Below are 23,001 nucleotides of genomic sequence, written 5' to 3'. Positions count from 1 at the left end.
CCGCCCCGCTGGTCAGAAGAGCGTGCCGATCTCGGGTTCGTCGAGTTCCCTGACCAGCTCCGGGGAGTTGTTCCGCACGTTGGACACGGCCGTGCCGACCGGGTACGCGCGGTGGCGTCCGGTGGGCAGGGACGAGAGGAGGGCGGTCAGCTCCTCCGGATCGTCGTGGCGCGGGTCGAGCCAGGTGTCCCACCGGTCGGGCGGCAGGGCGACCGGCATCCGGGGGTGGATTTCGGCCAGCGCGTGCGGCCCGGGCCCCTCGCCGGCGCCGGGGAGCGGGGCGGTCTCCGCGTCGGTGGTCAGCACCGTGCAGGTCACCCACCACGCCCCGGGGTCGCCGTCCGGCAGGGTGCGGTCGCGCCAGAACTCGTAGAGGCCGGCGAAGGCCATGACCGAGCCGTCCACCGGGGTGACGAAGTAGGGCTGCTTCCGGGGCCGCTTCCGCCGGCCCTGCTGCTCCAGGTCGAGTTCGTCCTTCGCGGTCGCCCACTCGTAGTAGCCGTCGGCCGGCAGCAGGCAGCGGCGGGCGGCGAAGGCCTGCCGGTAGGCGGGCTTGTCCCGGACGGTCTCGGCCCGCGCGTTGATCATCTTGACGCCGGTGTCCGGGCTCTTGGACCAGGAGGGCACGAGCCCCCAGCGCAGCGTCCGCAGCTGCCGCACGGGAGCGGGGTCGTCGCTGCCGCGTATCGGGCGTTCGAGTACGGCGTACACCTCCTTGGTGGGCGCCACGTTCCAGTCGGGTTCCAGCGTCTCCTCGCCGTCCCACTGCCGGACGTCGAAGAGCTGGACGAGGTCCTCCGCCTTACGGCTGGCCGCATACCTTCCGCACATGGGTGCCACACTGCCACGGCACGGCCGGGCGGTGTCGTCCGTTGGCCGGATGAGCCGAAGCGAGAACCCGAGGGGGCGGCACAGTGAGCAGCACGGACGCGGCGGAGTGGGCGGCGGGGCCGGTGGCGGGCGTCTGGGACCGGGTGACCGGCACCCAGCCGGCGCCACCGGTGCTGCTGGTGGTGTTGGTCGGCGTGCTTGCGCTGGCGGTGGTGGCCTACCGGCCGGTGTGGCTGCTGGCGCGCAACGCGGTGACCATCGCCCACGAGGGCGGACACGGCCTGGTCGCGGTGCTCACCGGCCGCCGACTGGAGGGCATACGGCTGCACTCGGACACCTCGGGGCTGACCGTCTCCCGGGGCCGTCCGACCGGGCTCGGCATGGTGCTGACGGCCGCCGCCGGCTACACCGCGCCCTCGCTGCTCGGGCTGCTGGGCGCCTGGCTGCTGGCAGCCGGCCACATCACGGCGCTGCTGTGGGGCGCGACCGCGCTGCTGGTGGTGATGCTGGTGATGATCAGGAACGTCTACGGGGTACTCACGGTGTTCCTGACCGGCGGCGCGTTCCTGCTGGTCAGCTGGCTGACCGCACCCGAGGTGCAGTCGGTGTTCGCCTACGGGGCGGTGTGGTTCCTCCTGTTGGGGGGCGTACGGCCGGTGTTCGAGCTTCAGAACAAGAGGAGGCGCGGCGGTGCCCCGGACTCCGACGTCGACCAGCTGCACCGGCTCACGAACGTGCCGGCGGTGGTGTGGCTGCTGTTCTTCCACGTCGTCACGGTGTGTTCGCTGCTCGGCGGCGGCCGCTGGCTGCTCGGTCTGTAGCCGTGGCCGCGGCCCGAACATGTTCGTTCCTGACCGGTTTCTCGCGTGGGCGGGCCCTATGTGCCGGGAACCGGGTCGTGGGGTAGCCACTAAAGTGAGCACCATGACCGACGAGTCCACGAACAGCACCAACTGGTCCGCGCCGCAGACGACGGGCCCCGTCGACGCCACCGTCACCGTGCCCGGATCGAAGTCGGTCACCAACCGGGGCCTGGTCCTGGCCGCGCTGGCCTCCGAGCCGGGCTGGCTGCGCCGCCCGCTGCGCTCCCGCGACACGCTGCTGATGGCCGAGGCGCTGCGCGACCTGGGCGTGGGCATCGAGGAGGGCGTCGGCCCGGACGGCGGCGGCGAGGCCTGGCGGATCATCCCGGCGGGGCTGCACGGCCCGGCCACCGTGGACGTCGGCAACGCGGGCACGGTCATGCGCTTCCTGCCGCCGCTCGCGGCGCTCGCCGACGGGCCGATCCGCTTCGACGGCGACCCCCGCTCCTACGAGCGGCCCCTGCACGGCGTCATCGACGCGCTGCGCGCGCTGGGCGCCCGGATCGACGACGAGGGCCGGGGCGCCCTTCCGATGACCGTGCACGGCACCGGGTCGCTGGACGGCGGCCGGGTGGAGATCGACGCGTCCTCCTCCAGCCAGTTCGTCTCCGCGCTGCTGCTGTCGGCGCCGCGCTTCAACCAGGGCGTCGAGGTGCGGCACGTCGGCGGGACGCTGCCGTCCATGCCGCACATCCGGATGACCGTGGACATGCTGCGGGCCGCCGGCGCCCAGGTCGACACCCCGGAGTCCGGCGGCGAGGCCAACGTGTGGCGGGTCACGCCCGGCGCGCTGCTCGGCCGCGACCTCGTCGTCGAGCCCGACCTGTCCAACGCGCAGCCGTTCCTCGCCGCCGCCCTGGTCACCGGCGGCCGGGTCACCATCCCGGACTGGCCGGCCCGGACCACCCAGCCGGGTGACGCGCTGCGGGACATCTTCACCGCCATGGGCGGTAGTTGCGAGCTGACCGAGGCCGGGCTGACGCTGACCGGCAGCGGCAAGATCCACGGCATCGACGTGGACCTGGGCGACGTGGGCGAGCTGACGCCGGGCATCGCGGCCGTCGCCGCGCTCGCGGACTCCGAGTCGGTGCTGCGGGGCGTGGCGCACCTGCGGCTGCACGAGACGGACCGGCTCGCCGCGCTGACCAAGGAGATCAACGGGCTGGGCGGCGATGTCGAGGAGACCGCCGACGGGCTGCGCATCCGCCCCCGGAAGCTGCACGGCGGGGTCTTCCACACCTACGAGGACCACCGGCTGGCGACCGCCGGCGCGCTGCTCGGCCTGGTCGTCCCCGGTGTGGAGGTGGAGAACGTCGAGACCACCGCCAAGACGCTGCCCGACTTCCCCGCGCTGTGGCACGGCATGCTCGGGCGGGACTGAGAGGCGCACGATGCGCCGGTACGGCAAGCACACCGACGAGGACGACATCCGCGCCCGGCCCAGCCGGCGCGGCACCCGTCCGCGCACCCGGCTGCGGCCCAGGCACGAGGACGCCGCCGAGGGCATGGTCCTCACCGTCGACCGCGGCCGGATCACCTGCCTGGTGGAGGACCGCACGGTCACCGCGATGAAGGCCAGGGAGCTGGGCCGCAAGGGTGTCGTGGTGGGCGACCGGGTCGCCGTCGTGGGTGATCTGAGCGGCGCCAAGGACACCCTCGCACGGGTCGTCCGGGTCGAGGAACGCTCCTCGGTGCTGCGCCGCACGGCGGACGACGACGACCCCTACGAGCGGGTCATCGTCGCCAACGCGGACCAGCTCGCGATCGTCACCGCGCTCGCCGACCCGGAGCCGCGGCCCCGGATGATCGACCGCTGCCTGGTCGCCGCCTACGACGCCGGTCTGGAACCGCTGCTGGTGCTCACCAAGTCGGACCTGGCTCCGGCGGAGGCGCTGCTGGGGCGGTACGCGCCGCTGGGCGTCCGGGCGGTCGCGGTGAACCGGGACGAGCCGGTGGACGCCGTCACCGAGCTGCTGACCGACCGGGTGACGGCGTTTGTCGGGCACTCAGGCGTCGGCAAGACCACCCTGGTCAACGCCCTGGTGCCGGACCGGCAGCGCGCCACGGGGCTCGTCAACGCGGTCACCGGACGCGGCCGGCACACCACCACCTCCGCGCTGGCGCTGCCGCTGCCGGAGGGCGCCGGCTGGGTCATCGACACCCCTGGCGTGCGGTCGTTCGGCCTCAACCACGTGGAGCCCGGGCGGGTCGTCCTGGCGTTCCCCGACCTGGAGCCGGGCACCGCCGGCTGCCCCCGCGCGTGCAGCCACGACGAGCCGGACTGCGCGCTGGACGAGTGGGTGGCGGCCGGTCACGCCGATCCGGCCCGGCTCGACTCCCTGCGCCGGCTGCTCGCCACGCGGGAACACCACGAGGGCGACTAAGCGGTCCTGCCGTGGCCGTTCTCCGGCGGGTTGGCGGCATCCGGCGGGTCGGCGGCATCCGGCGGGCAGGTGTCGGCGGGGGCGTCGCCGAGGTGCCGCAGCATCGCCGTCACCACGTCCGCGACCCGGGCGGCGGCCTCCGGTTCGTCGGGCGGTGCGACGACGTAGCTGAGCGCCATCCGCAGTCCTGCCTCGCAGGCCCGCCGGACCACCGGGGCCTCCCAGCAGGTGACCGCGCCGGCGGCGTCGAGCGCGGCCAGCATCCGCTCGCACAGTCGCTCCAGCAGCCGCTCGGGAGGCGCCTGCGGGAGGGGTAACCGGGACGACCAGCAGCCCGTCATGGCCGCTCTGACCAGCGGTTCCTCGCGTGCGCGGTGAAGTATCCAGACCACGCCGGTGGCCCAGCACACCGCCGGGTCGCCGCCCTCCCGGCGGGCGGTGGCCACCGTCGCGGCGGCGCCCCTGAGGAAAACCTCCACCCGCTGGTGCACCAGCGCCGCGCCCAGGCCCTCCTTGGAGCTGAACTCGTTGTAGAGCGTCTGGCGTGACACGCCCGCGAGCGCCGCCACCTCGACCATCCGCACGGTTGACCACGGCCGGTGGACGAGGACCGCCTGTGCGGCGTCCAGCAGGGACTCACGCGCTGTGGGCATGGCTACCTTTCCGGGCCCCTGGGGCGGACCCGCGCACAGAATTGACGGACCGCCAGGTGATGTCAAGACATATGCCGGTCATCTCGCGGACACCCGGCCGGCGGCGCTGCTGTGGCCGCTCCCGGCGGGCTCTGGATACTGTTCGCCCATGTCCGACTACCTCGATGACCTGCGTCTGGCCCACGTGCTGGCCGACACCGCCGACTCCGCCACGATGGAACGCTTCCGCGCGCTGGACCTGAAGGTGGAGACCAAACCGGACATGACTCCGGTCAGCGAGGCGGACAAGGCCGCCGAGGAACTGCTCCGCACCGCCCTCCAGCGGGCCAGGCCGCGCGACTCCGTGCTCGGCGAGGAGTTCGGGGCCACCGACGGCAGCGGGCCGCGCCGCTGGATCATCGACCCGATCGACGGCACCAAGAACTACGTTCGCGGGGTGCCGGTGTGGGCCACGCTCATCGCGCTGATGGAACGCGGTGAGGGCGGCGACCGTCCGGTGGTCGGCGTCGTCTCGGCGCCCGCGCTGAACCGGCGCTGGTGGGCGGCGGAGGGCGCGGGCGCCTACACCGGGCGTTCGCTGTCCTCGGCCACCCGGCTGCACGTCTCCCGGGTCGGCCGCCTGCGAGACGCGTCGTTCGCGTACTCCTCGCTCAGCGGCTGGGAGGAGCGGGGGCGGCTCGGCAGCTTCCTCGACCTGACCAGGGAGTGCTGGCGCACCCGGGCCTACGGCGACTTCTGGCCGTACATGATGGTCGCCGAGGGCTCGGTGGACATCTGCGCCGAGCCGGAGCTGTCGCTGTGGGACATGGCGGCCACCGCGGTCATCGTCCAGGAGGCCGGCGGCGTCTTCACGGGACTGGACGGCCGCCCCGGCCCGCACAGCGGCGACGCGGCGGCCTCCAACGGGCTGCTGCACCAGGACCTGCTGTCGTATCTGGGCGGCTGAGCCGCGCCCACGCTTCAAGAACCGCCCCGCGCCGGTGCGGAGGACCCGCGCGGGGCGGTGGTGCGCCGTGCGCACCGGCCCGCCGTTCGCACCCCTTGTAGCCGGACCGCCACCGTGTGAACATGAGAATCCCGCGCTTGTGAGTTTGTGAATCCACTCTCAAACGGCCGCCGGGTCGACCGGGCCGGCTCGCTCACACGCGGACAAACGGACCCATGGAGGTGGCACCCCTATGCCCATCCTCGTACGCGACGCCATGAGCACCGTGATCCTCACCATCGGCCCCGACCACACTCTCCGCCAGGCCGCCCGGCTGATGGCCGCCCGCCGCGTCGGCGCCGCGGTCGTGCACGACCCGGGCGGCTGCGGCATCGGCATCCTCACCGAGCGGGACATCCTCGTCTCACTCGGCCTCGACGAGGACCCGGACGTCGAACGGGCGCAGGCGCACACCACCACCGACGTGGTGTTCGCCGCACCCCACTGGACGCTGGACGAGGCCGCCGCCGCGATGGCGCGGGGCGGCTTCCGCCACCTGATCGTGCTCGCCGGACACGAACCCGTCGGGATCGTGTCGGTACGGGACGTCGTGCGCTGCTGGACCGACAGCGGCCGCCGGCCGGCGGCCGTCTCGGCCTGACCGCGGCCGCGCACACGTCGGAGGGCGGGAGCCTTGAGCTCCCGCCCTCCTCCAGGCGAGGTGCGGTGGACCGCCGCCGTCGGCGCAGGGCCGATCAGGCACCGCCGGCGCGGCCCACCGCGGTCTCGACGGACCGCCGGGTCAGCCGCGGAGAGCGGCGACGGCGGCCTCCAGGCGCTTGCCGTAGTCCTCGTCGGCCTTGCGGAAGTTCTCGATCGCCCGCTGGGCGATGTCGTCCCTGGAGACCTTCGAGATGAAGCCCGCGAGATTGTCGATCAGACGGCTCTTCTCGTCCTCGGACATCAGCCGGTAGAGGTTGCCGGCCTGGACGAAGTCGTCGTCCTCGGCATGCGAGGGCGCGACGTGGTCGCCGGTCACACCGGAGACCGGCTGCGGCTCCCACAGCGCCCGGCCGGTCTCGGTCGGGCCGCCGAAGCTGTTGGGCTCGTAGTTCTTCGCACCGCCGTGCCGCCCGTCGTACATCGCGCCGTCACGGCCGTGCGAGCGGGCCTCGGTGGCACGCGGGCGGTTCACCGGCAGGTGGTCGCCGTTGATGCCGACCCGGTAGCGGTGCGCGTCGCCGTAGGCGAACAGCCGACCCTGGAGCATCTTGTCCGGGGACGGGCCGATGCCGGGCACGAAGTGGTGCGGCGAGAAGATCGACTGCTCGACCTCGGCGAAGATGTTCTCCGGGTTGCGGTTCAGCTCCAGCTTGCCGATCTCGATCGGCGGGTAGTCCGCGTGCGGCCACACCTTGGTGAGGTCGAACGGGTTGAAACGGTAGGTGGCCGCCTCGGCCGCCGGCATGATCTGCACCTGCACCGTCCAGGTCGGGTACTCGCCGCGCTCGATGGCCTCGCGCAGGTCCCGCTGGTGGCTGTCGGGGTCCTTGCCCGCGAGCAGGTCCGCCTCGTCCTGGGCAAGGGTCCTGATCCCCTGGTCGGTCTTGAAGTGGTACTTGACCCAGAAGGCCTCGCCGGCCTCGTTCGTCCACTGGAAGGTGTGCGAGCCGTAGCCGTTCATGTGGCGGTAGCTGGCCGGGATGCCGCGGTCGCCGAAGAGCCAGGTCACCTGGTGCGTCGACTCGGGGGAGAGCCCCCAGAAGTCCCAGACGTTGTCCGCCTCCTGCGAGCCGGTGTACGGGTCGCGCTTCTGGGTGTGGATGAAGTCCGGGAACTTGATGGCGTCCTTGATGAAGAACACCGGGGTGTTGTTGCCGACGAGGTCGTAGTTGCCCTCCTCGGTGTAGAACTTCAGCGCGAAGCCGCGGGGGTCGCGGACCGCGTCGGCCGCGCCGAGGTTGCCGGCGACGGTGGAGAAGCGCAGGAAGACCTCGGTCTCCTTGCCGATCTCGGAGAGGAACTTGGCCCGGGTGTACGGCGTCACGTCGGCCGTCACGGTGAACGTGCCGTAGGCACCCGCGCCGCGGGCGTGGACGACCCGCTCCGGGATGCGCTCACGGTTGAAGTGGGCGAGCTTCTCCAGGAGCAGCTGGTCCTGCACCAGTACCGGGCCGCCGACCCCGGCGGTCTGGCTGTTCTGGTTGTCCGCGACCGGTGCGCCGGCCTCCGTGGTCAGCGGGCCGGTGCTCTCGTGCTGTGCAGTCACTTGCGCCTCCTGCGCTTTGTCCTGTCCCTTGGCGTGCGCCGAGACCCGAGCTTACATTGGACTTTGTCCAAGTCAAGATGACGAGGAAGAGGATACCGAGTCCGGGGATGGCTTGATCCGCTGCTAAGCTGGCCCTTACCTGAGCGATGGGTGGAAGTGATGAGTGACCTGCTGGAACGGCTCCGCGAGCGGGGCTGGCGGCTGACCGCGCAGCGACGCGTCGTCGCCGAGGTCCTGAACGGGCAGCACGTGCACTACACGGCGGACGAGGTCCACGCCCTGGCCGCCGAGCGGCTTCCGGAGATCGCCCGGGCGACCGTGTACAACACGCTCAGCGAGCTCGTCGCCCTCGGCGAGGTGCTGGAGGTCAGCACCGACGGCCGCGCCAAGCGCTACGACCCCAACGCACACCACAGCCACCAGCACCTGATCTGCTCCCGCTGCGGCATGATCCGGGACGTCCACCCGGAGGGCGACCCGCTGAGCGCGCTGCCCGAGAACGAGCGCTTCGGCTTCACGATCTCCGAGGCGACCGTCACCTACCGGGGCCTGTGCCCCCACTGCGCCACGGCCTGATCCGGCCACCCGAGCCCCGGATCGGGGGCGACTCCCCCGGCGCGACGGCACGCGAATCCCGGCGCGGCGACACGCGAACACGACAACACGACCGAGGCCCGGTTCCTTGCGGAACCGGGCCTCGGCCTTCAGTAGCGGGGACAGGATTTGAACCTGCGACCTCTGGGTTATGAGCCCAGCGAGCTACCGAGCTGCTCCACCCCGCGTCGTTGTGTTCCCCACTCTAGCCGTCCGGTGACCCTCGGTGCAAATCCCGCCCCAGCGGCCACTCCGCCGGGGGGGGGCGGCACGGCTCACGCCGTCAGCTCGGTGTGCAGCGCCTCGCTCAGCCGCTGGGCGCGTCGCGCCACCTCGTCCGGCCCGAGCTCCCGCGCCCGGGCGCACCAGTGGCGCCCCTCGGCCAGCTCGCCCCGACGCGCGGCGAGCAGGGCCAGCCGCAGCGCGGCACGACCGTGCCCGGCCTCGGCGGCCCTGGTCCACCACAGCGCGGCCTCCGGCTCGGCGCCCTCACGGGCGAGCAGCAGCCCGAGGTTGAAGGCGCCGTGGCTGCTGCCCGCCTCGGCGGCGGCCCGGTACCAGCGCGCGGCCTCCACCACGTCGCCCCGGGCGGCGGCGCACATGCCGAGCCGGACCTGGGCCCGGCGGTGTCCGGCCTCGGCCGCCCGGCGGTACCAGTCCTCGTACTCGGCGTGCTCACTCTCCGCGTCGCCGGTCCCGGTACCGGCGGCTCGGTGGGACCGGCCGCCGAAGGTGTCGGTGGCGCCGAAGGTGCCGGTGCCGACCGCGACCTCCGGGTCCTGGCGCTCCAGCAGGTCGGCGAGGCGGAACGCGCCCTCCACGCTGCCGCCCTCGGCCGCCTCCCGCAGCCGCCGTTCGGCCGCCTCCTCGTCGCCCTCGGCGAGCAGCGCCACGGCAACCTGGAGGGCCGCCTCCGGGTGCCCGGCGGCGCACGCCCGCTCGTACCAGCGCCGGGCGCGGTCCTCCTCGCCGCGACCGGCGTGCAGGATGCCCAGGTTGAACGCGGCGTCCACGCTGCCGCCCTCGGCCGCCTTGGAGAACCACGGCTCGGCGCCCTGCGCGTCACCGCGCTGGAGCAGCAGCACGGCCAGCGCGTTGGCCGCCTCGACGTGTCCGGCGTAGGCGGCGCGGCGATACCACTTCTCGGCCTGCGCGGTGCGGCCCTGACCGGCGCACAGCAGCCCGAGGTTGAAGGCGCCGTTGGCGTCGCCGGCGTCCAGCGCGGTGTGGTACCAGCGCTCGGCCGCGGCGCGTTCGCCGCGCTCCGCGCAGAGCGCGCCGAGCGCGTTGGCCGCGTTGCCGTCGCCTGCCTCGGCGGCGCGTCGCCACCACTGCTCGGCGGCCTCGTCGTTGCCCGCGTCGCGCAGCAGGAAGCCCAGGGCGCAGGCGGCGCGCGGCTCGCCGTCGTTGGCGGCGATCAGGTACCAGCGACCGGCCTCCCGGACCTCACCGCGCTCCTCCAGCTGGGTGCCGAGACGCAGCGCCGCCCGGCGGTGGCCGCGCGCGGCGGCCTGCCGGAACCAGCGTTCGGCCTCGGTGGCGGCGCCGCCGCGGTCCCGACCGCCGACCGGACCCGGCGACTCGACCAGCGGTGACGGCTCCGCGCCGCCGGAGCGGCGCAGCAGGGCCATGCCGACCCGGTAGGCGGCCTCCCGGTGTCCGCGCTCGGCGGCGGCCCGGAACCACTGTTCGGCACCGTCCTCGCCCCGGTGCTCCAACAGGTCGGCCAGCGCGTAGGCGCCCAGGGTGTGGCCGGACTCGGCGGCCTGCCGCAGCCAGTACTCGGCGGCCGGCTCGTCCCCGCGTTCCCGCTGGTGTCGGCCGAGCGCGTGGGCGGCGGCGGCCGAACCGGCGACCGCCGCCGTGCGCCACCACTCGGCGGCCTCCGTACGGCGGCCGAGCTGGTGCAGCAGGACGCCGAGGTTGTTCGCTGCCGCGCGGTCGCCGGCCAGCGCGGCGGCCCGCAGGTGCGGTTCGGCGCCCTCCAGATCGCCCTGGCGCAGCAGTGCGGCGCCGAGCAGGCTCTGCGCGCCCGTCTCGCCGCGCTCGGCGGCGGCCCGGGTCGCGGGAGTGGCGGAGGGCACTGCCCCCTGCCGCGCCTCGCCGTCCCGCCCCGCGCCCTCGCCGGTCGCCTCCGTCGTGTGGACCGCCTCCGTCATGTGGACCGCCTGGGCGTCATGGGCGGCCGGGCGGCCTGCGTCGTCAAGCTTCGCCTTGTCCCCCATGAGTCTCATCGTCGCACCACCCGTAACCCGCGTACATCTGGTATATCGCACCCAGAAGGTCACTTCAGCGTTTTGTCGACTTCCCGACATGGCGAGTCGCCAAACTCGCTCACACGTTTGGGAGTTGGCCCGGCGGCGCCCGCGAGGCCCGCCGACCGTGCCCCAGTGTGCCGACCTCGCGGCCCCCACGCGCGCCCCGCCGCGCGCGTCGCCGGTTTCACCACAGGACGTACACAACACGCCGAAGGACCCGGAGTCGATGACTCCGGGTCCTTCTCCAGTAGCGGGGACAGGATTTGAACCTGCGACCTCTGGGTTATGAGCCCAGCGAGCTACCGAGCTGCTCCACCCCGCGCCGTTGTCTGACCGACACTATCACGCCGCGTGGCGGGCCTGGACCGGCCGACCGGGGTACGACCCCGCCCGGCCGGTCCAGGCGCCGGCTCAGTCGCCCGCGTCCGCGGCCTCCTCGGCCTCCTTCAGCGCGTCCTGGAGCTCCCTCCAGGCCTTGCCGTAGGCCTCCCAGTCACCCTTCTTCATGGCGTCGTCCATCTTCTTGGCCGCGTCGGCGGCCTCCTTCAACGCCTCGTCGGGAGTGGCCGGCGGTGTGGCGCCGGGCTGCTCCTCACCCGGCTCCTCCGGGTCCTCGGGATCCTCCGGCGGCGGCGACGGCCGCTCGCCCTCGATGCCGAAGACCTTGTCGAGCGCGGCCTCCAGGGTGTCCTCGAAGGCGATCCGCTCGCCGTACGTCACCAACACCTTCCGCATACGCGGGTAGTTGGTGCCGGCACCGCGGACGTACACCGGCTCCACGTAGAGCAGGCCGCCCTCCAACGGCACCGTGAGCAGGTTTCCGTACTCCACCTCGGAGTCACCGCGTTGCAGGATGTTGATCTGCTGGGCGATCGTCGGATCGGAGTTGAACTTGCTCTGCACCTGCTGCGGGCCGGCGACCGTGGTGTTGGACGGCAGCTTCAGGATTCTGATCTTGCCGTAGTCGTCGCTTCTCGCGTCCGCGTCGACCGCCATGAAGGCGCCCAACGTCTCACGCTGGTTCGGGTTGAACGTCGTCGTGAGCGAGAAGACCTGGTCGTCCTGGTCCGGCATCTTCATGCTCAGGTAGTACGGCGGCACCGGGTTGCCCTTGTGCGTCGGGTCGTCCGGAATCTGCCACCGCTCACTGCCCGAGTAGAACTGGCTCGCGGTGTCCACGTGGTAGCGCTGGAGCAGCTCACGCTGGACCTTGAACAGATCCTGCGGGTAGCGCAGGTGGTCCATCAGCGCGTCGCTGATCTTGTCCTTGGACTCGACCGTGCCGGGGAACGCCTTGCGCCACGTCTTGAGCACCGGGTCCTCGGTGTCCCACTCGTAGAGCTTCACGTCACCGGTGTAGGCGTCGACCGTCGCCTTGACCGAGTTGCGGATGTAGTTGACCCGGTCCTGCTGGGCGATCAGCGCGCGCTGGCCGTCGGTGAGCGAGTCCTGTGTGGTGTCGCCCAGCGTGGTGCGCGAGGAGTACGGGTAGCCGTTCGACGTCGTGTAGGCGTCCACGATCCACTGGATCTTGCCGTCCACGATCGCCGGGTACGGGTCGCCGTCGATGGTCAGCCACGGGGCGACCGCCTCGACCCGCTCCTTGGGCGTCCGGTTGTAGAGGATCCGCGAACCCTCGCCGATCGCCGTGGAGTACAGGAACTGCGGCTCGCCGAACGTCAGCGCGTACGCCGACCGGTTCAGCAGGCCGGAGATGCTGACACCGCTCTTGCCGGTGTAGGTGTACGTCTTCTCGCCCTCGTCGTCGGCGTAGTCCAGCTCCTGCTGGGGGCCGCCGACGATGGAGTACTGGGTCGTCCGCTCGCCGTAGTAGATGCGCGGCTGGTAGTCACCGGCCAGCGTCTCCTCCGGCGGCAGGTTCTTCTCGCTGAACACCGGGGTGCCGTCCGGCGCCACGTCGGTACCGCTGGCGGCGACCATGCCGAAGCCGTGCGTGTACTTGAAGTGGTCGTTGATCCAGTTCCGCTCGGGGATGCCCTCGATGTTGATCTCGCGGAGACCGACCACCGTGTCGCGCTCGTTGCCGTCCTTGTCCTTGTAGCGGTCGACGTCCAGCGTGGCCGGGAAGCCGTAGTAGCCGCGGACCTGCTGGAGCTGGCGGAACGCGGGCGGCACGACGCTCGGGTCGAGCAGACGCAGGCTCGCCGTCTCGTCGACGGCGTCGCGCAGCCTGCCGTTCTCCTCCTCGGTGTCCGGCGTGGTGCCCCGGTAGTCGGACATGTCGGCGTCGTCGATGCCGTAGGCCTCGCGCGTCGCCTTCATGTTCTTCTCGATGTACGGCGTCTCCTTGGCCTGCTCGTTCGGCTGGACCTGGAACTTCTGCACGATGGCCGGGTACAGGCCGCCAATCAGGATCGCCGAGAGGACCATCAGGCCGAAGCCGATGACCGGAAGCTGCCACGTGCGGCGCCACAGCGCGGCGAAGAAGAGCAGCGCGCAGATCGCCGCGATGAAGAACAGGATCGTCTTCGCCGGCAGGTAGGCGTTGGCGTCCGTGTACCGCAGACCCGTCCAGTCGCTCGTGCCCCGGATCTCACTGGACTTCACCGCCAGCCCGTAGCGGTCCAGCCAGTAGGCCACCGCCTTCAGCGCCACGAAGACACCGAGCAGCACCGACAGGTGGCCGGTCGCCTGCGAGGTGGCGCGGGCGCCCGGCGTGGTGAGCCGCAGCCCGCCGTAGAGGTAGTGCACCAGCGCGGCGGCGATCAGCGACAGCACCGTCGCAGCGAAGCCGAAGCTCAGCAGGAAACGGTAGAACGGCAGATCGAAGGTGAAGAAGGAGATGTCCTTGTTGAACTGGGCGTCCGTCCTGCCGAACGGCGTGCCGTTCACCCACATCAGCCAGGTGCGCCACTGCCCGGCCGCCGAGGCACCGGAGATCAGACCCACCAGCGCGGCGACCCCGATGAGCACCCACTTCTTGAAGGGGGCGATGCTCATCCGGTAGCGGTCCAGGCTCTGCTGCTCCAGGGACATCGCGCTCAGCGGCGGCCGGAGCCGGTGCGCGAGCCAGATGTTGAAGCCGACCGTGACGGCCATCAGCAGACCGAAGGCGGCGAACAGGCCGATCTTCGTCCACAGGGTGGTCGTGAAGACGTTGGTGTACTGGACGGACCGGTACCAGAGCCAGTCGGTCCAGAACCCGGCGAACATGACAAAGAGCATGGCCAGCACTGCCAGTACGCCTGCTGTCATCAGCAGCGTCTTGGCGCGCCTGGAGGGCTGGCCGACTCTGATCCGTGGCCCGGAGGGGCCACCTGAGCCCCGGTCCGGCATCTGGAAAGCCAAGGTGCGCACCTCGAGATCGCAGTGGGTCAATCACATGGACTTAAGTTGGCCCCATAACCCAGGGCCCTACCTCATCAACTTACTCAAGCTTTACTCAGTTCCCGTTTCCGGGGTAGGGCAAGGCACGATAAGGGCATGAGCAACCTCCCCGTTGACGGCACACCGCTGGCCGCCACCCCCCTCACCCGCGCCGTGCTGGAGATCGACGAGTACGCCGCCGGCCTGGGCTGGGACCAACCAGCCCGGCTCTTCGCCCTCGTCGACACCGAAGCGCTGCGCGCCCAGGAACCCGCGCTAGCCGACCAGCTCGGGCTCGCCGAGCCCGACGACGCCGACACCGACACCGGCGGCCGGCAGGCCGCCCTCACCCCGATCGAGCAGGACGAGCTGCCGGCGGGCGTCCCGCTCGACGAGTTCCTGGGCACCATCGCCTGGCCCGACCCCGTCGCCGGCTGCGCGCTGACCGTCGAACGGCTGATGCTGCCGGCCACCGCCGAGGAGTCCATCCCCGAAGGCCTCGACGAGGCCGCGCTGAACACGTGGGTCGCCGAGCACCCGGACCGGCAGGAGGTACGGATGACGGTGGCCGTGCTGCGCGACGGCCGGCGCGAGTCCGCGCTGCGGCTGCGGGAGAAGGACGCCGCGACCGAGGTGCTGACCGGGTCCTCGCTGGTCCCCGGGCTGGCCGACGCGCTGGCCGCCACGTTCGAGGACTGACCGCCGCGGCGGTCCGGGTTCGCTGGGCGGTCCGGGTTCGCTGGGCGGTGCGGCTTCGCTGGGCGGTGCGAGGTCAGTCGGCGGTGCAGCGCGGGATGTCCGCCGGGCGGTCCTCGCGCAGCGCCTCCAGTGCCTTCAGCGCGTCGTCCAGCGAGCCGACCTTCACCAGGGTGAGGCCGTCGGGCGCGTTCCCGAGCGCGGAGGGGCAGTTCGCCTCCGGGGTCAGGAAGTGCGTCGCGCCCGCGCGCCGCGCGGCGACGGTCTTCATCTGGACACCGCCGATCGGGCCGACCTCGCCGTCCGCGTTGATCGTTCCCGTACCGGCGACAAACGCTCCGCCGGTGAGGTCGGGCCGGCTCAGCTTGTCGACTATCGCGAGCGAGAACATCAGCCCTGCGCTCGGCCCGCCCACGTCGGCCAGCTTGATGTCGATGCGGAACGGGAAGGTGTGCGCACTCCCGGCCTGGATGCCGACGATCGCCCGGTTGTCCTCCTCGGCCGCCACCGTACGGACGGTGACCTCCTTGGTCGGGCTCGCGGTCGGGTCCTGCCCGGCCTTCTCGGCGGCCTCCGCCTGCTTGACCGGCACGACGGTGAAGACCACCTCCTCGCCCGGTTTGTGCTCGGTGACCAGCTTCGCCACGTCGGCCGGCTGCTTCACGGGCTCGCCGTCCACCGCCTTGACGATGTCACCGGCCCGCAGCGTCCCCTCGGCGGGACCGTCCTTGACGACGGCCGCCACCACCGTCCGCGTCGGCACCTCGATCCCCAACTCCTTCAGCGCCGCCGCCTTGGCGCTCTCCTGGGACTGGGTGAACTCCTCCGCGTTCTCCTGCTCGGCCTCCTCGGCCGTCTTGCCGTCCGGGTACAGCGTCTCGTGCGGCACCACGGAGCTGTCGTCCCGGAACCAGCCGTACAGCGCCTCCGGCAGCGACATCTGGTAGTCCGCGCTGGTGACCCGGACCGTTGTCATGTTGAGGTGCCCCGACGTCGGGTACGTGCGGCGGCCTTCGATGCTGAGCACCGGATCGCCGCCGTGCTTGCCGAGTGTGTTCACCGTCGGCCCCGGGGACAGCTCCGAGTACGGCACCCGCACCACGAGCAGGGTGCAGACGAGGCCTATGAGCAGCAGGAGCGAGCTGAAGATCGTCGCATGGCGGCGTGACATGCCATGACACTAAGGGACGGGCGGTTCAGTCGGCCCGCCGGGACGGTCCGTCCGAGGAGGCCGCGGTGGGGACCGGCTCGGCGTCGCGGCGGCCGTGCCGCACGCGGCCGGCCACGTAGAGCGCCAGTCGGCGGCGGGGGCTGCGACGCGGGCGCCGGTCACGGACCAGGGCGGCCACGGGTTCCAGCGGCGCGGGCGGCGCGGCGGGGGCGTGCTGCGCGGGGGAGGCCGCGGACCGCGGCTCGGAGGGCGGCAGCGACATGGACGGCTGTCCGGTCCGGACGAAGGGTCGGGGATGGCGCGAGCGTTCCATCGCGCTCCGGAACGCGTCGTAGCCGGCCACGCCCGCGGCGTCTCCGGCTCCGTTGGTCTGGCGGCGGGCGGCCCAGGAGGACCACAGCCCCGCTATGCAGGTGGCGATCAGGGGTATGAGCAGCCAGATCAGCGATGCCATGTCCACAACCTCCCGGAAAAGCCGTTGGTCGGAGAATCCAACGTTCGGGTCGGCCGGGCGGTCACGCAAGCCGGTTTAGGCCGTTCCGGGCGTTTCACGCCACGGGTGTTTCACGGCCCGGGGCTGCGGGGCCGGGCGGTCGCGGGCGGCGGGCTCAGCAGGCGCCCACCCACTCCTCGGTGCCGTCGGCGAAGGTCTGGTGCTTCCAGATCGGCACCTCGTGCTTGAGGTCGTCGATCAGCTTCCGGCAGGCCTCGAAGGCCTCGGCCCGGTGCGGACAGGACACCGCTACGACCACGGCCAGGTCGCCCACCGCCAGATCCCCCACCCGGTGCACCGCGGCCAGCGCGCGAACCGGATACGCCTCGGCCACCCGCTCCGCGACGCGCCGCATCTCCGCCTCCACCGTCGGGTGCGCCGAGTAGCCGAGCTTGTCGACGTCGGCGCCGCCGTCGTGGTCCCGGACGGTGCCGACGAACAGGGCGGTACCGCCCGCCGCGTCGTCACCCACGGCAGCGAAGACCTCGTCCAGCGAGAGCGGGGAGTCCCGCACCGCGAGAAGTCGGATCGGCTCCTTCGAGCCCTGCTCACCGGGGTGGTCGTAGGTCTGTGACATGGGGCCATGCTGCCGCAACCGGCGGACGGCGCAAAACCCCGCTCACCCTTCGGTCAGCGCCATCGAGCCGGCCCCCGGGCCGCGGCTCACAGACCCCGGCGCTCGCGGGCCCGACGCTTATGGGCCCGGTGCTTGCGGGCCCGGCACTCACAGACCCCGGCGCTTGCGGGCCCGGCGTACCAGAGCGGCCGTGCCCACCAGGGCGACCGTGGCGCCCGCCGCGCCGAGCGTCGTCGCCGCGTCCTTCCGGCCCAGCCGGCGCCCGGCGACCGCGTGCCGCCCGGAGACCTCCTCCAGCAGCGCGGCCAGCGCTTCCTCGTTGGTGTACTCCGGCCGCCACCCGGCGTCGTGCAGCCGACTGCCGCTGACCACCCACGGGTACATCGTGTAGGCCAGGTCGCCGGCCGGGGAGGGCGTCAGCCCGAGCCGGTGCAGCCGGGAGGCGGCACCGAGCGCCACCGCCGAGGGCAGCTCCATCCGCCGCATGCCCGACAGCTGCTCGACCTCCTCCTGCTCCAGCCAGCCCGCGCAGCCGACCGCCAGCTCGCCCTCCGCCTTCTCCAGCGCGGCGAACTCCAGCGCACTCGCCAGGTCCTCCACGTGGCAGAACTGCCAGCAGGGTCGGGAGCCCGCCACGACCAGCAGCCGGGGCGACTCGAAGTAGCGGGTGAGCGCCGTGTCCGTGCCGCCCACCAGCACGGCGGGCCGCAGCACGGTCACGTTCAGCCCCGGATGCGCCCGGGGCGCCCGCCGGGCCAACGCCTCGATCTCCAGCAGGTCGCCGACGCCGGTGGCCTCGGCGGTGGCGTTCAGCTCCGCGTCCTCGGCCAGCGGGACGTCGTTGTCCGGCAGCGCGCCGTACACCATCGCGGACGTGCACAGCACGACCCGGCGGACACCGGCCGCGGCCGCCGCGGTCAGCACCGTCTGCGCGCCCCGCACGTTGTACGCGGTCCGGGCGGCCGGGTCCGCGCCGAGGTCCAGGTCCAGCGCGAGATGGACGACCACGTCCACCGGGCGGCCGTCGGGACGCAGCAGCTCGGCGATGGTCGGATCGCGCACGTCCAGTACGTGCCACTGGGCCTCCGGGACGTCTCCTCGGCGCTCGTCGAGCGCGATGACGTGCCCGATCTCCGGCGAGTCCACGAGCCGCCTGGTCAGCAGCGCGCCCACCCCCGAGGCCGCACCGGTGACCGCGACGGTCGGGCCCGCAGCGCCGTTTCGCGCTGCGCGAACGTTAGGTTCCTGGGAACTCACCGGGCTTCTCCAGCTGTTGTCTCTGGTACGGCGTGCGCAGTCCCCATCCTGCCTGACGCCCGGGCGACGGGTGTCTAGGCTGGGGGTAGTGCCGGTCACACCCGCGTGCCCGCTTCCCGTCCGCCCGCGAACGGTGTGGGCGATCCATCCGCGACCGCAGAAGATCCGAGGAAACCCGTGAGTGACATCCCATTCGGATTCGGCCTACCGCCGGAAGAGCCGGAGGACGGCGAAGGCGGCAAGGACAAGCGCCGTAAGGACAGCGGCGAGGGCGACGGCCCGGGCCAGGGCTCCGATCCGTTCGGCTTCGGCTTCGGCGGCGGCGCGGACAACCCGCTGGCCGCCATGTTCGGCTCGCTCGGCGGTGGCGCCGGCGGCCCGGCCGACCTCGGGGCTGCCTTTCAGCGGCTCGGCCAGATGCTCAGCTACGAGGGCGGCCCGGTCAACTGGGACATGGCCAAGGAGATCGCCCGCCAGACCGTCGCCCAGGGTGCCGCCGACGGCTCTAAGGACGCCAGTGTGTCCGCGGCCGAGCGGTCCGCCGTGGAGGAGGCCGTCCGGCTGGCCGACCTGTGGCTCGACGGCGTGACGTCCCTGCCCTCCGGTGCCGGTTCCGTCGTCGCCTGGAGCCGCGCCGAGTGGGTGGAGGCGACACTGCCGGTCTGGCGCGACCTGGTCGACCCGGTCGCCGAGCGGGTCGGCACCGCCATGGGTGACGTGCTGCCCGAGGAGATGCAGGCGATGGCCGGCCCGCTGCTGGGCATGATGCGCTCGATGGGCGGCGCCATGTTCGGCACGCAGATCGGCCAGGCGCTCGGCGTGCTCGCCGGCGAGGTCGTCGGCTCGGCGGACATCGGTCTGCCGCTCGGCCCGGCCGGCAAGGCCGCACTGCTGCCCGGCAACGTGGCGGCCTTCGGCAAGGGCCTCGGCGTGCCGGAAGGGGACGTGCGGCTCTACCTCGCCCTGCGCGAGGCGGCGCACCAGCGGCTGTTCGCGCACGTCCCGTGGCTGCGGTCGCACCTCTTCGGCGCGGTCGAGGGATACGCCCGCGGCATCAAGGTGGACACCGAGAAGCTGGAGGACGTCGTCGGTCAGCTCGACCCGAGCCGACCGGAGGAGATCCAGGAGAAACTCCAGCAGGGCATGTTCCAGCCGGAGGACACCCCCGAGCAGCTGGCGGCGCTGGCCCGGCTGGAGACGGCCCTGGCACTTGTCGAGGGCTGGGTCGACGCCGTGGTGCACGCCGCCGCAGAACCGCACCTGCCGTCCGCCGGTGCGCTGCGCGAGACGCTGCGCCGCCGCCGGGCCACGGGTGGTCCGGCCGAGCAGACCTTCGCCACCCTCATCGGTCTCCAGCTGCGGCCCCGCCGGCTGCGGGACGCCTCCCGACTGTGGGCCTCGCTCGCCGATGCCCGGGGCACGGACGGCCGCGACGCACTGTGGGCACACCCGGACATGCTGCCGACCGCCGACGACCTCGACGACCCGGACGGCTTTGTCCACCGCGAGCAGACCGACTTCTCCGAGCTCGACCGGATGCTCGGCGACGCGGCCGGCAGCGGCCCGGACCTGCGCAAGGGGCCCGGCGGAAACGCCGGTGGCGAGGCGGGCGGGAAATCCGGCGGCGCGTCGGGTGGCGAGGCCGGAGGAGACTCCACGGGAGACGACGGCGGCAAGGGCGACAGCGCCAAGTGAACCCCGCTGAACACAACGCGCCCGCCCGCCCGGCCGGCGCGCGGCCCCTCCACGCGGACGCCGCGCGGACCCTTCGTGAGTGGACCGCCCCGGACCCGGCGCAGGACGGCCTGCGCCGGGCCTATCTGGACCATCTCGACGAGCATCCGGACGGCATGTGGAAGGCCTGCCGCGCCGGTCATCTCACCGCCAGCGCGCTGGTGATCGACCCGGTCGGGGAACGGGTGCTGCTCACCCTGCACCGCAAGCTGGAGATGTGGCTCCAGACGGGCGGGCACTGCGAGCCCGAGGACGCGACCCTGGCCGCCGCCGCGCTGCGCGAGGCGACGGAGGAGTCCGGCGTCGACGGGCTCGCCCTGCTGCCCGGTGGACCGGTGAGGCTGGACCGGCACAGCACACCGTGCGCGGTCCATCTCGACGTGCAGTACGCGGCGCTGGCACCGCCGGGCGCGGCCGAGACCGTCAGCGAGGAGTCCCTGGAGCTGCGCTGGTACCGCTACACGCAGCCGGCGGACCTCGCCGAACTCGCCGCCGTCGCGGACGACTCCGTACTGCGTCTGGTGACGGCCGCCCGCCACCGCCTGTAACGGTCGGCCTGCCTTCAGCGGTCTGCGCTGCCTGTAGCGGTCGGCCTGTGGTTGGGGCGCGGCCGGGCCGCGCCCCAACCGTTCTCAGTTGGTGAAGATGTTGCCCTGGCCGTGGCCCGGGCCGCCGTGGCCCCAGGCGTTGCCCTGGTTCATCCCGTGGGCTCCCTGTCCTCCCATGCCGAACTGGGCGCGCACGCCCTGCCCGATGACAGCGCCCTGCGGCGGCAGGAGTTCACTCGGCTGCACCAGCGCGTAGCCGTTGCCCATGAAGCTGAGTTCCCAGCCCTCCCCGGTGCTGCCGCGGCGCCGCCAGACTCCCGAGGAGCTGGTCTGCGCCTGGAGCTGTACCTGGAGGGAGGTCGACCAGGCGACCACGGCGTCCGAGTCGGCACTGGCGTACTTGTCGGGAGTGACCGTGAGCATCAGCGGCTGGCCCGAGGTCATCAGGGCGACCTTGCCCTGGCCGGTGATCACCAGGTTGTACTTGCCCGAACCCGATATTCCGTACTGGCTGTCCACGCTGATGACGTCCCAGTGCAGATGGGAGTCGAGCGCGAGGACGTAGGAGCTGTCGACGGTCAGGCCGTTGTGGTCGACGTCGAGGATGTGCACCGACTGGGCGAGGTTGGCGAAGTACACCACCCCCTGGCCCGAGCAGCGCATCAGTTCCACGACCTCGCCGGTCATGTGCTGGGCGTGACGCTGGCTCGGGCTCTGGTACTCGCCGTCGAACTCGATCATGCCCTGGTAGGCGACCATGCTGCCCTTGCGGGCGAGCACGTCCTCGTGGCCCGTGAGTGCGACGCGCAGCAGCTTGTCGTTCTGGAGGGCGTACCGCTCCTGGGTCTGGACCTCGGTGTGGGCGAAAAGCGGGCTCTGCATGTTGTCGTTGCTCCCCTCAGCCGCGCGCACGCAGGCGGTCGGCGCTGTCCTCGCTGGGCTGGACGACCACAAAGCCCTGCCCCGAGAAGCCGAGTTGGTAGGCCTCGCCGCTGCCCCGGCCGATCATGGCGGACGCCTTGAAGCTGCGCTTGCCCTTCATCTTCAGCCCGCTGGACCACGCCACCAGGGCGTCCGGGTCGACGTAGGTCTCGTCCGCTCCGCGTCCGCAGTCCACCACGATCGGTGTGCCGCGCGAGGTCAGCGCGACCCAGCCGGTACCGGATATGCCGACGTTGAACAGACCCTGACCGGCGAACTTGGCCATGCCCTTGACCCGTTCCACACCCCAGTTGAGGTGGGCGTCGAACGCGAGGACGTTGGTGCCGTTGACGGAGAGGCTGTCCTCGTTGAGGTGCAGCACGACCACGTCGGCGCCGTAGTCGGCGAGATAGAGCAGGCCGTCGCCGTGGCAGCGCATCAGCGGGGCGCCCTCCCCGGTCAGCCACTGCGAGGCCATGCGGCGGATCGCCGGCGGATTGGGCTCGTACTGGACGAAGCCCTCGTAGGCGATCATCGAGCCGGTGCGGGCGAAGAGGTCCTGGCCGCTTGCCATGGCGACCTTCAGAATGCTGCTTCCGTGTGTCTCCATACGGGCGGCGGGCGGGGTCGGGGCGTAGCCCGCGATCGACTGCTGGTTCATGACGGGCTCCCTCAGACCTCGTACGGCTGGACGACGATGAAGTTGCCCGGCGCACCGCGGAACTGGAGATTGACGCTCTCTCCGCTGTGGCCGGGGTAGGCGTGCCGGCGCAGTCTCACCTGGCTGGTGACGATGACCTGCGCGGCGGCCGACCAGGCGATGACGGCCTGGGCGTCCGCGTAGGTGGCCGGGGTGACGGGCAGGACGACGGGGGTGCCCTTCGTCTTCACCACCAGCGTGCCGGTGCCGTGGAACTGCATGGTGAACAGCGCGCCGCCGGGGATTCCGTGCCCCTCGACACGCCGCACCTCGTACTGCAGCGACTCGTCGAAGGCCAGCACGTTCTCCGCGGAGACGCAGATCGCGTCTCCCTGGAGCTCGATGGGGTGCAGGTACGCGGCCTCCTCGGCGAAGAACACCTGGCCCGAGCCGGTGCAGCGCATGAGCTGCATCTCCTGCCCGGTGGCGTTGCCGACGATCCTGCCGCGGAAGCCCGCGCCCTTGTAGCTGAACTCGGCTTTGCCCTGGTAGAGGACCATGCTGCCCTGCCGGGCGAGCACCGGCTGGCCGTCCACCCCCAGGTCCGCCCGGACGAGTTGGGAGTTCTGGAGGGTCCACCGCTGGCCGTTGGGCGCTTCACGGTACTTCTCCAGCGTCACGCCCAGTCCGCTGCCGCCCCCCTGCGGTACGCCGTAGCCGGCGTGGCCCTGGGCCATCGGCGGCCCTGGCGGGCTTGCCTGTCCTGGCACACCGCCGGTCCCCGGGTAGCCGGGCTGGCCCGGGTATCCCTGGTGACCGGGTGGCTGCGGGGCGGGGTAGCCGGACGGGGCGCCATAGGG

Annotated in this window: 21 protein-coding genes and 2 tRNA genes; 9 read left to right on the top strand and 14 right to left on the bottom strand. The window is 72.2% G+C overall.

What is annotated here, in order from left to right:
* Nucleotides 1-12: 12 nt before the first annotated feature.
* Nucleotides 13-831: an SOS response-associated peptidase gene (locus FNX44_RS01550; RefSeq protein WP_143646069.1), complete on the bottom strand. Its 819-nt coding sequence runs from the start codon at nucleotides 829-831 to the stop codon at nucleotides 13-15.
* A gap of 83 nt (nucleotides 832-914) precedes the next feature.
* Here FNX44_RS01550 and FNX44_RS01545 point away from each other — a divergent pair, with 83 nt between their 5' ends.
* The 3 genes from FNX44_RS01545 to rsgA all read left to right on the top strand — a co-directional run bounded on the left by FNX44_RS01545 (nucleotide 915) and on the right by rsgA (nucleotide 4,078).
* Nucleotides 915-1,652, top strand: coding sequence for a M50 family metallopeptidase (locus FNX44_RS01545; protein WP_323369012.1), 738 nt, complete (start codon nucleotides 915-917; stop codon nucleotides 1,650-1,652).
* Nucleotides 1,653-1,755: 103 nt separating this feature from the next.
* Nucleotides 1,756-3,075, top strand: coding sequence for a 3-phosphoshikimate 1-carboxyvinyltransferase (gene aroA / locus FNX44_RS01540; RefSeq protein ID WP_143646068.1), 1,320 nt, complete (start codon nucleotides 1,756-1,758; stop codon nucleotides 3,073-3,075).
* A 10-nt stretch (nucleotides 3,076-3,085) separates the two neighbouring features.
* Complete coding sequence (rsgA, locus tag FNX44_RS01535) at nucleotides 3,086-4,078, top strand: ribosome small subunit-dependent GTPase A (RefSeq protein ID WP_143646067.1); 993 nt, start codon at nucleotides 3,086-3,088, stop codon at nucleotides 4,076-4,078.
* On the opposite strand, the gene FNX44_RS01530 is transcribed toward rsgA, so the two are convergent.
* Nucleotides 4,075-4,731 (bottom strand): TetR/AcrR family transcriptional regulator, encoded by a 657-nt coding sequence (locus FNX44_RS01530; protein ID WP_143646066.1) that lies wholly within the window; start codon nucleotides 4,729-4,731, stop codon nucleotides 4,075-4,077. The genes rsgA and FNX44_RS01530 overlap by 4 nt on opposite strands.
* 148 nt (nucleotides 4,732-4,879) lie before the next feature.
* On the opposite strand from FNX44_RS01530, the gene hisN reads away from it, so the two are divergent.
* Complete coding sequence (hisN, locus tag FNX44_RS01525; RefSeq protein ID WP_143646065.1) at nucleotides 4,880-5,677, top strand: histidinol-phosphatase; 798 nt, start codon at nucleotides 4,880-4,882, stop codon at nucleotides 5,675-5,677.
* Nucleotides 5,678-5,915: 238 nt separating this feature from the next.
* Complete coding sequence (locus tag FNX44_RS01520; protein WP_143646086.1) at nucleotides 5,916-6,317, top strand: CBS domain-containing protein; 402 nt, start codon at nucleotides 5,916-5,918, stop codon at nucleotides 6,315-6,317.
* 141 nt (nucleotides 6,318-6,458) lie between these two features.
* Here the strand turns inward: FNX44_RS01520 and FNX44_RS01515 are convergent, their stop codons facing one another.
* A complete protein-coding gene (locus tag FNX44_RS01515; protein WP_143646064.1) occupies nucleotides 6,459-7,925 on the bottom strand; it encodes a catalase in 1,467 nt (488 codons plus the stop codon).
* Between the two features lie 159 nt (nucleotides 7,926-8,084).
* Here FNX44_RS01515 and FNX44_RS01510 point away from each other — a divergent pair, with 159 nt between their 5' ends.
* Nucleotides 8,085-8,501 carry a Fur family transcriptional regulator gene (locus FNX44_RS01510; protein WP_143646063.1) on the top strand — a complete coding sequence of 139 codons (417 nt, stop codon included), beginning with the start codon at nucleotides 8,085-8,087 and terminating at the stop codon, nucleotides 8,499-8,501.
* A gap of 132 nt (nucleotides 8,502-8,633) precedes the next feature.
* On the opposite strand, the gene FNX44_RS01505 is transcribed toward FNX44_RS01510, so the two are convergent.
* The 4 genes from FNX44_RS01505 to FNX44_RS01490 all read right to left on the bottom strand — a co-directional run bounded on the left by FNX44_RS01505 (nucleotide 8,634) and on the right by FNX44_RS01490 (nucleotide 14,074).
* A tRNA-Met gene (locus tag FNX44_RS01505) sits at nucleotides 8,634-8,707 on the bottom strand.
* A gap of 87 nt (nucleotides 8,708-8,794) precedes the next feature.
* Nucleotides 8,795-10,744 (bottom strand): tetratricopeptide repeat protein, encoded by a 1,950-nt coding sequence (locus tag FNX44_RS01500; RefSeq protein ID WP_173019093.1) that lies wholly within the window; start codon nucleotides 10,742-10,744, stop codon nucleotides 8,795-8,797.
* Nucleotides 10,745-11,025: 281 nt separating this feature from the next.
* A tRNA-Met gene (locus FNX44_RS01495) sits at nucleotides 11,026-11,099 on the bottom strand.
* Between the two features lie 89 nt (nucleotides 11,100-11,188).
* Nucleotides 11,189-14,074, bottom strand: a complete 2,886-nt coding sequence (locus FNX44_RS01490; RefSeq protein ID WP_143646085.1) for a UPF0182 family membrane protein — start codon at nucleotides 14,072-14,074, stop codon at nucleotides 11,189-11,191.
* Nucleotides 14,075-14,221: 147 nt separating this feature from the next.
* Between FNX44_RS01490 and FNX44_RS01485 the strand changes: the two genes are divergently transcribed.
* The gene (locus tag FNX44_RS01485) at nucleotides 14,222-14,803 is read left to right on the top strand and encodes a PPA1309 family protein (protein WP_143646061.1); all 582 of its coding nucleotides are present in this window, start codon (nucleotides 14,222-14,224) and stop codon (nucleotides 14,801-14,803) included.
* A gap of 73 nt (nucleotides 14,804-14,876) precedes the next feature.
* Here FNX44_RS01485 and FNX44_RS01480 read toward each other — a convergent pair whose 3' ends face one another.
* The 4 genes from FNX44_RS01480 to FNX44_RS01465 all read right to left on the bottom strand — a co-directional run bounded on the left by FNX44_RS01480 (nucleotide 14,877) and on the right by FNX44_RS01465 (nucleotide 18,298).
* Nucleotides 14,877-15,971 (bottom strand): YlbL family protein, encoded by a 1,095-nt coding sequence (locus FNX44_RS01480; RefSeq protein ID WP_143646060.1) that lies wholly within the window; start codon nucleotides 15,969-15,971, stop codon nucleotides 14,877-14,879.
* 25 nt (nucleotides 15,972-15,996) lie between these two features.
* A complete protein-coding gene (locus tag FNX44_RS01475; protein WP_143646059.1) occupies nucleotides 15,997-16,425 on the bottom strand; it encodes a hypothetical protein in 429 nt (142 codons plus the stop codon).
* A gap of 154 nt (nucleotides 16,426-16,579) precedes the next feature.
* Entirely contained in the window at nucleotides 16,580-17,041 is a 462-nt protein-coding gene (locus tag FNX44_RS01470) for a molybdenum cofactor biosynthesis protein MoaE (protein WP_143646058.1), read from the bottom strand.
* Nucleotides 17,042-17,188: 147 nt separating this feature from the next.
* Nucleotides 17,189-18,298 (bottom strand): NAD-dependent epimerase/dehydratase family protein, encoded by a 1,110-nt coding sequence (locus FNX44_RS01465; RefSeq protein WP_143646057.1) that lies wholly within the window; start codon nucleotides 18,296-18,298, stop codon nucleotides 17,189-17,191.
* 177 nt (nucleotides 18,299-18,475) lie between these two features.
* On the opposite strand from FNX44_RS01465, the gene FNX44_RS01460 reads away from it, so the two are divergent.
* Complete coding sequence (locus FNX44_RS01460; RefSeq protein WP_143646056.1) at nucleotides 18,476-19,993, top strand: zinc-dependent metalloprotease; 1,518 nt, start codon at nucleotides 18,476-18,478, stop codon at nucleotides 19,991-19,993.
* A complete protein-coding gene (locus tag FNX44_RS01455) occupies nucleotides 19,990-20,580 on the top strand; it encodes an NUDIX hydrolase (RefSeq protein ID WP_143646055.1) in 591 nt (196 codons plus the stop codon). Before FNX44_RS01460 ends, FNX44_RS01455 begins: the two co-directional genes overlap by 4 nt.
* Nucleotides 20,581-20,664: 84 nt before the next feature.
* Here the strand turns inward: FNX44_RS01455 and FNX44_RS01450 are convergent, their stop codons facing one another.
* From FNX44_RS01450 to FNX44_RS01440, 3 genes are all read right to left on the bottom strand, one after another.
* Complete coding sequence (locus FNX44_RS01450; RefSeq protein ID WP_143646054.1) at nucleotides 20,665-21,462, bottom strand: AIM24 family protein; 798 nt, start codon at nucleotides 21,460-21,462, stop codon at nucleotides 20,665-20,667.
* A gap of 16 nt (nucleotides 21,463-21,478) precedes the next feature.
* The gene (locus tag FNX44_RS01445) at nucleotides 21,479-22,162 is read right to left on the bottom strand and encodes an AIM24 family protein (RefSeq protein ID WP_143646053.1); all 684 of its coding nucleotides are present in this window, start codon (nucleotides 22,160-22,162) and stop codon (nucleotides 21,479-21,481) included.
* Between the two features lie 11 nt (nucleotides 22,163-22,173).
* The coding region (locus tag FNX44_RS01440) for an AIM24 family protein (protein WP_173019092.1) at nucleotides 22,174-23,001 on the bottom strand (828 nt) is incomplete at its 5' end.

This window comes from Streptomyces alkaliterrae, from assembly GCF_007097205.2.
GTDB lineage: Bacteria > Actinomycetota > Actinomycetes > Streptomycetales > Streptomycetaceae > Streptomyces > Streptomyces alkaliterrae.
Note: the sequence above shows the minus strand (reverse complement) of the source record. Positions and strands in the feature narration are given on the sequence as shown.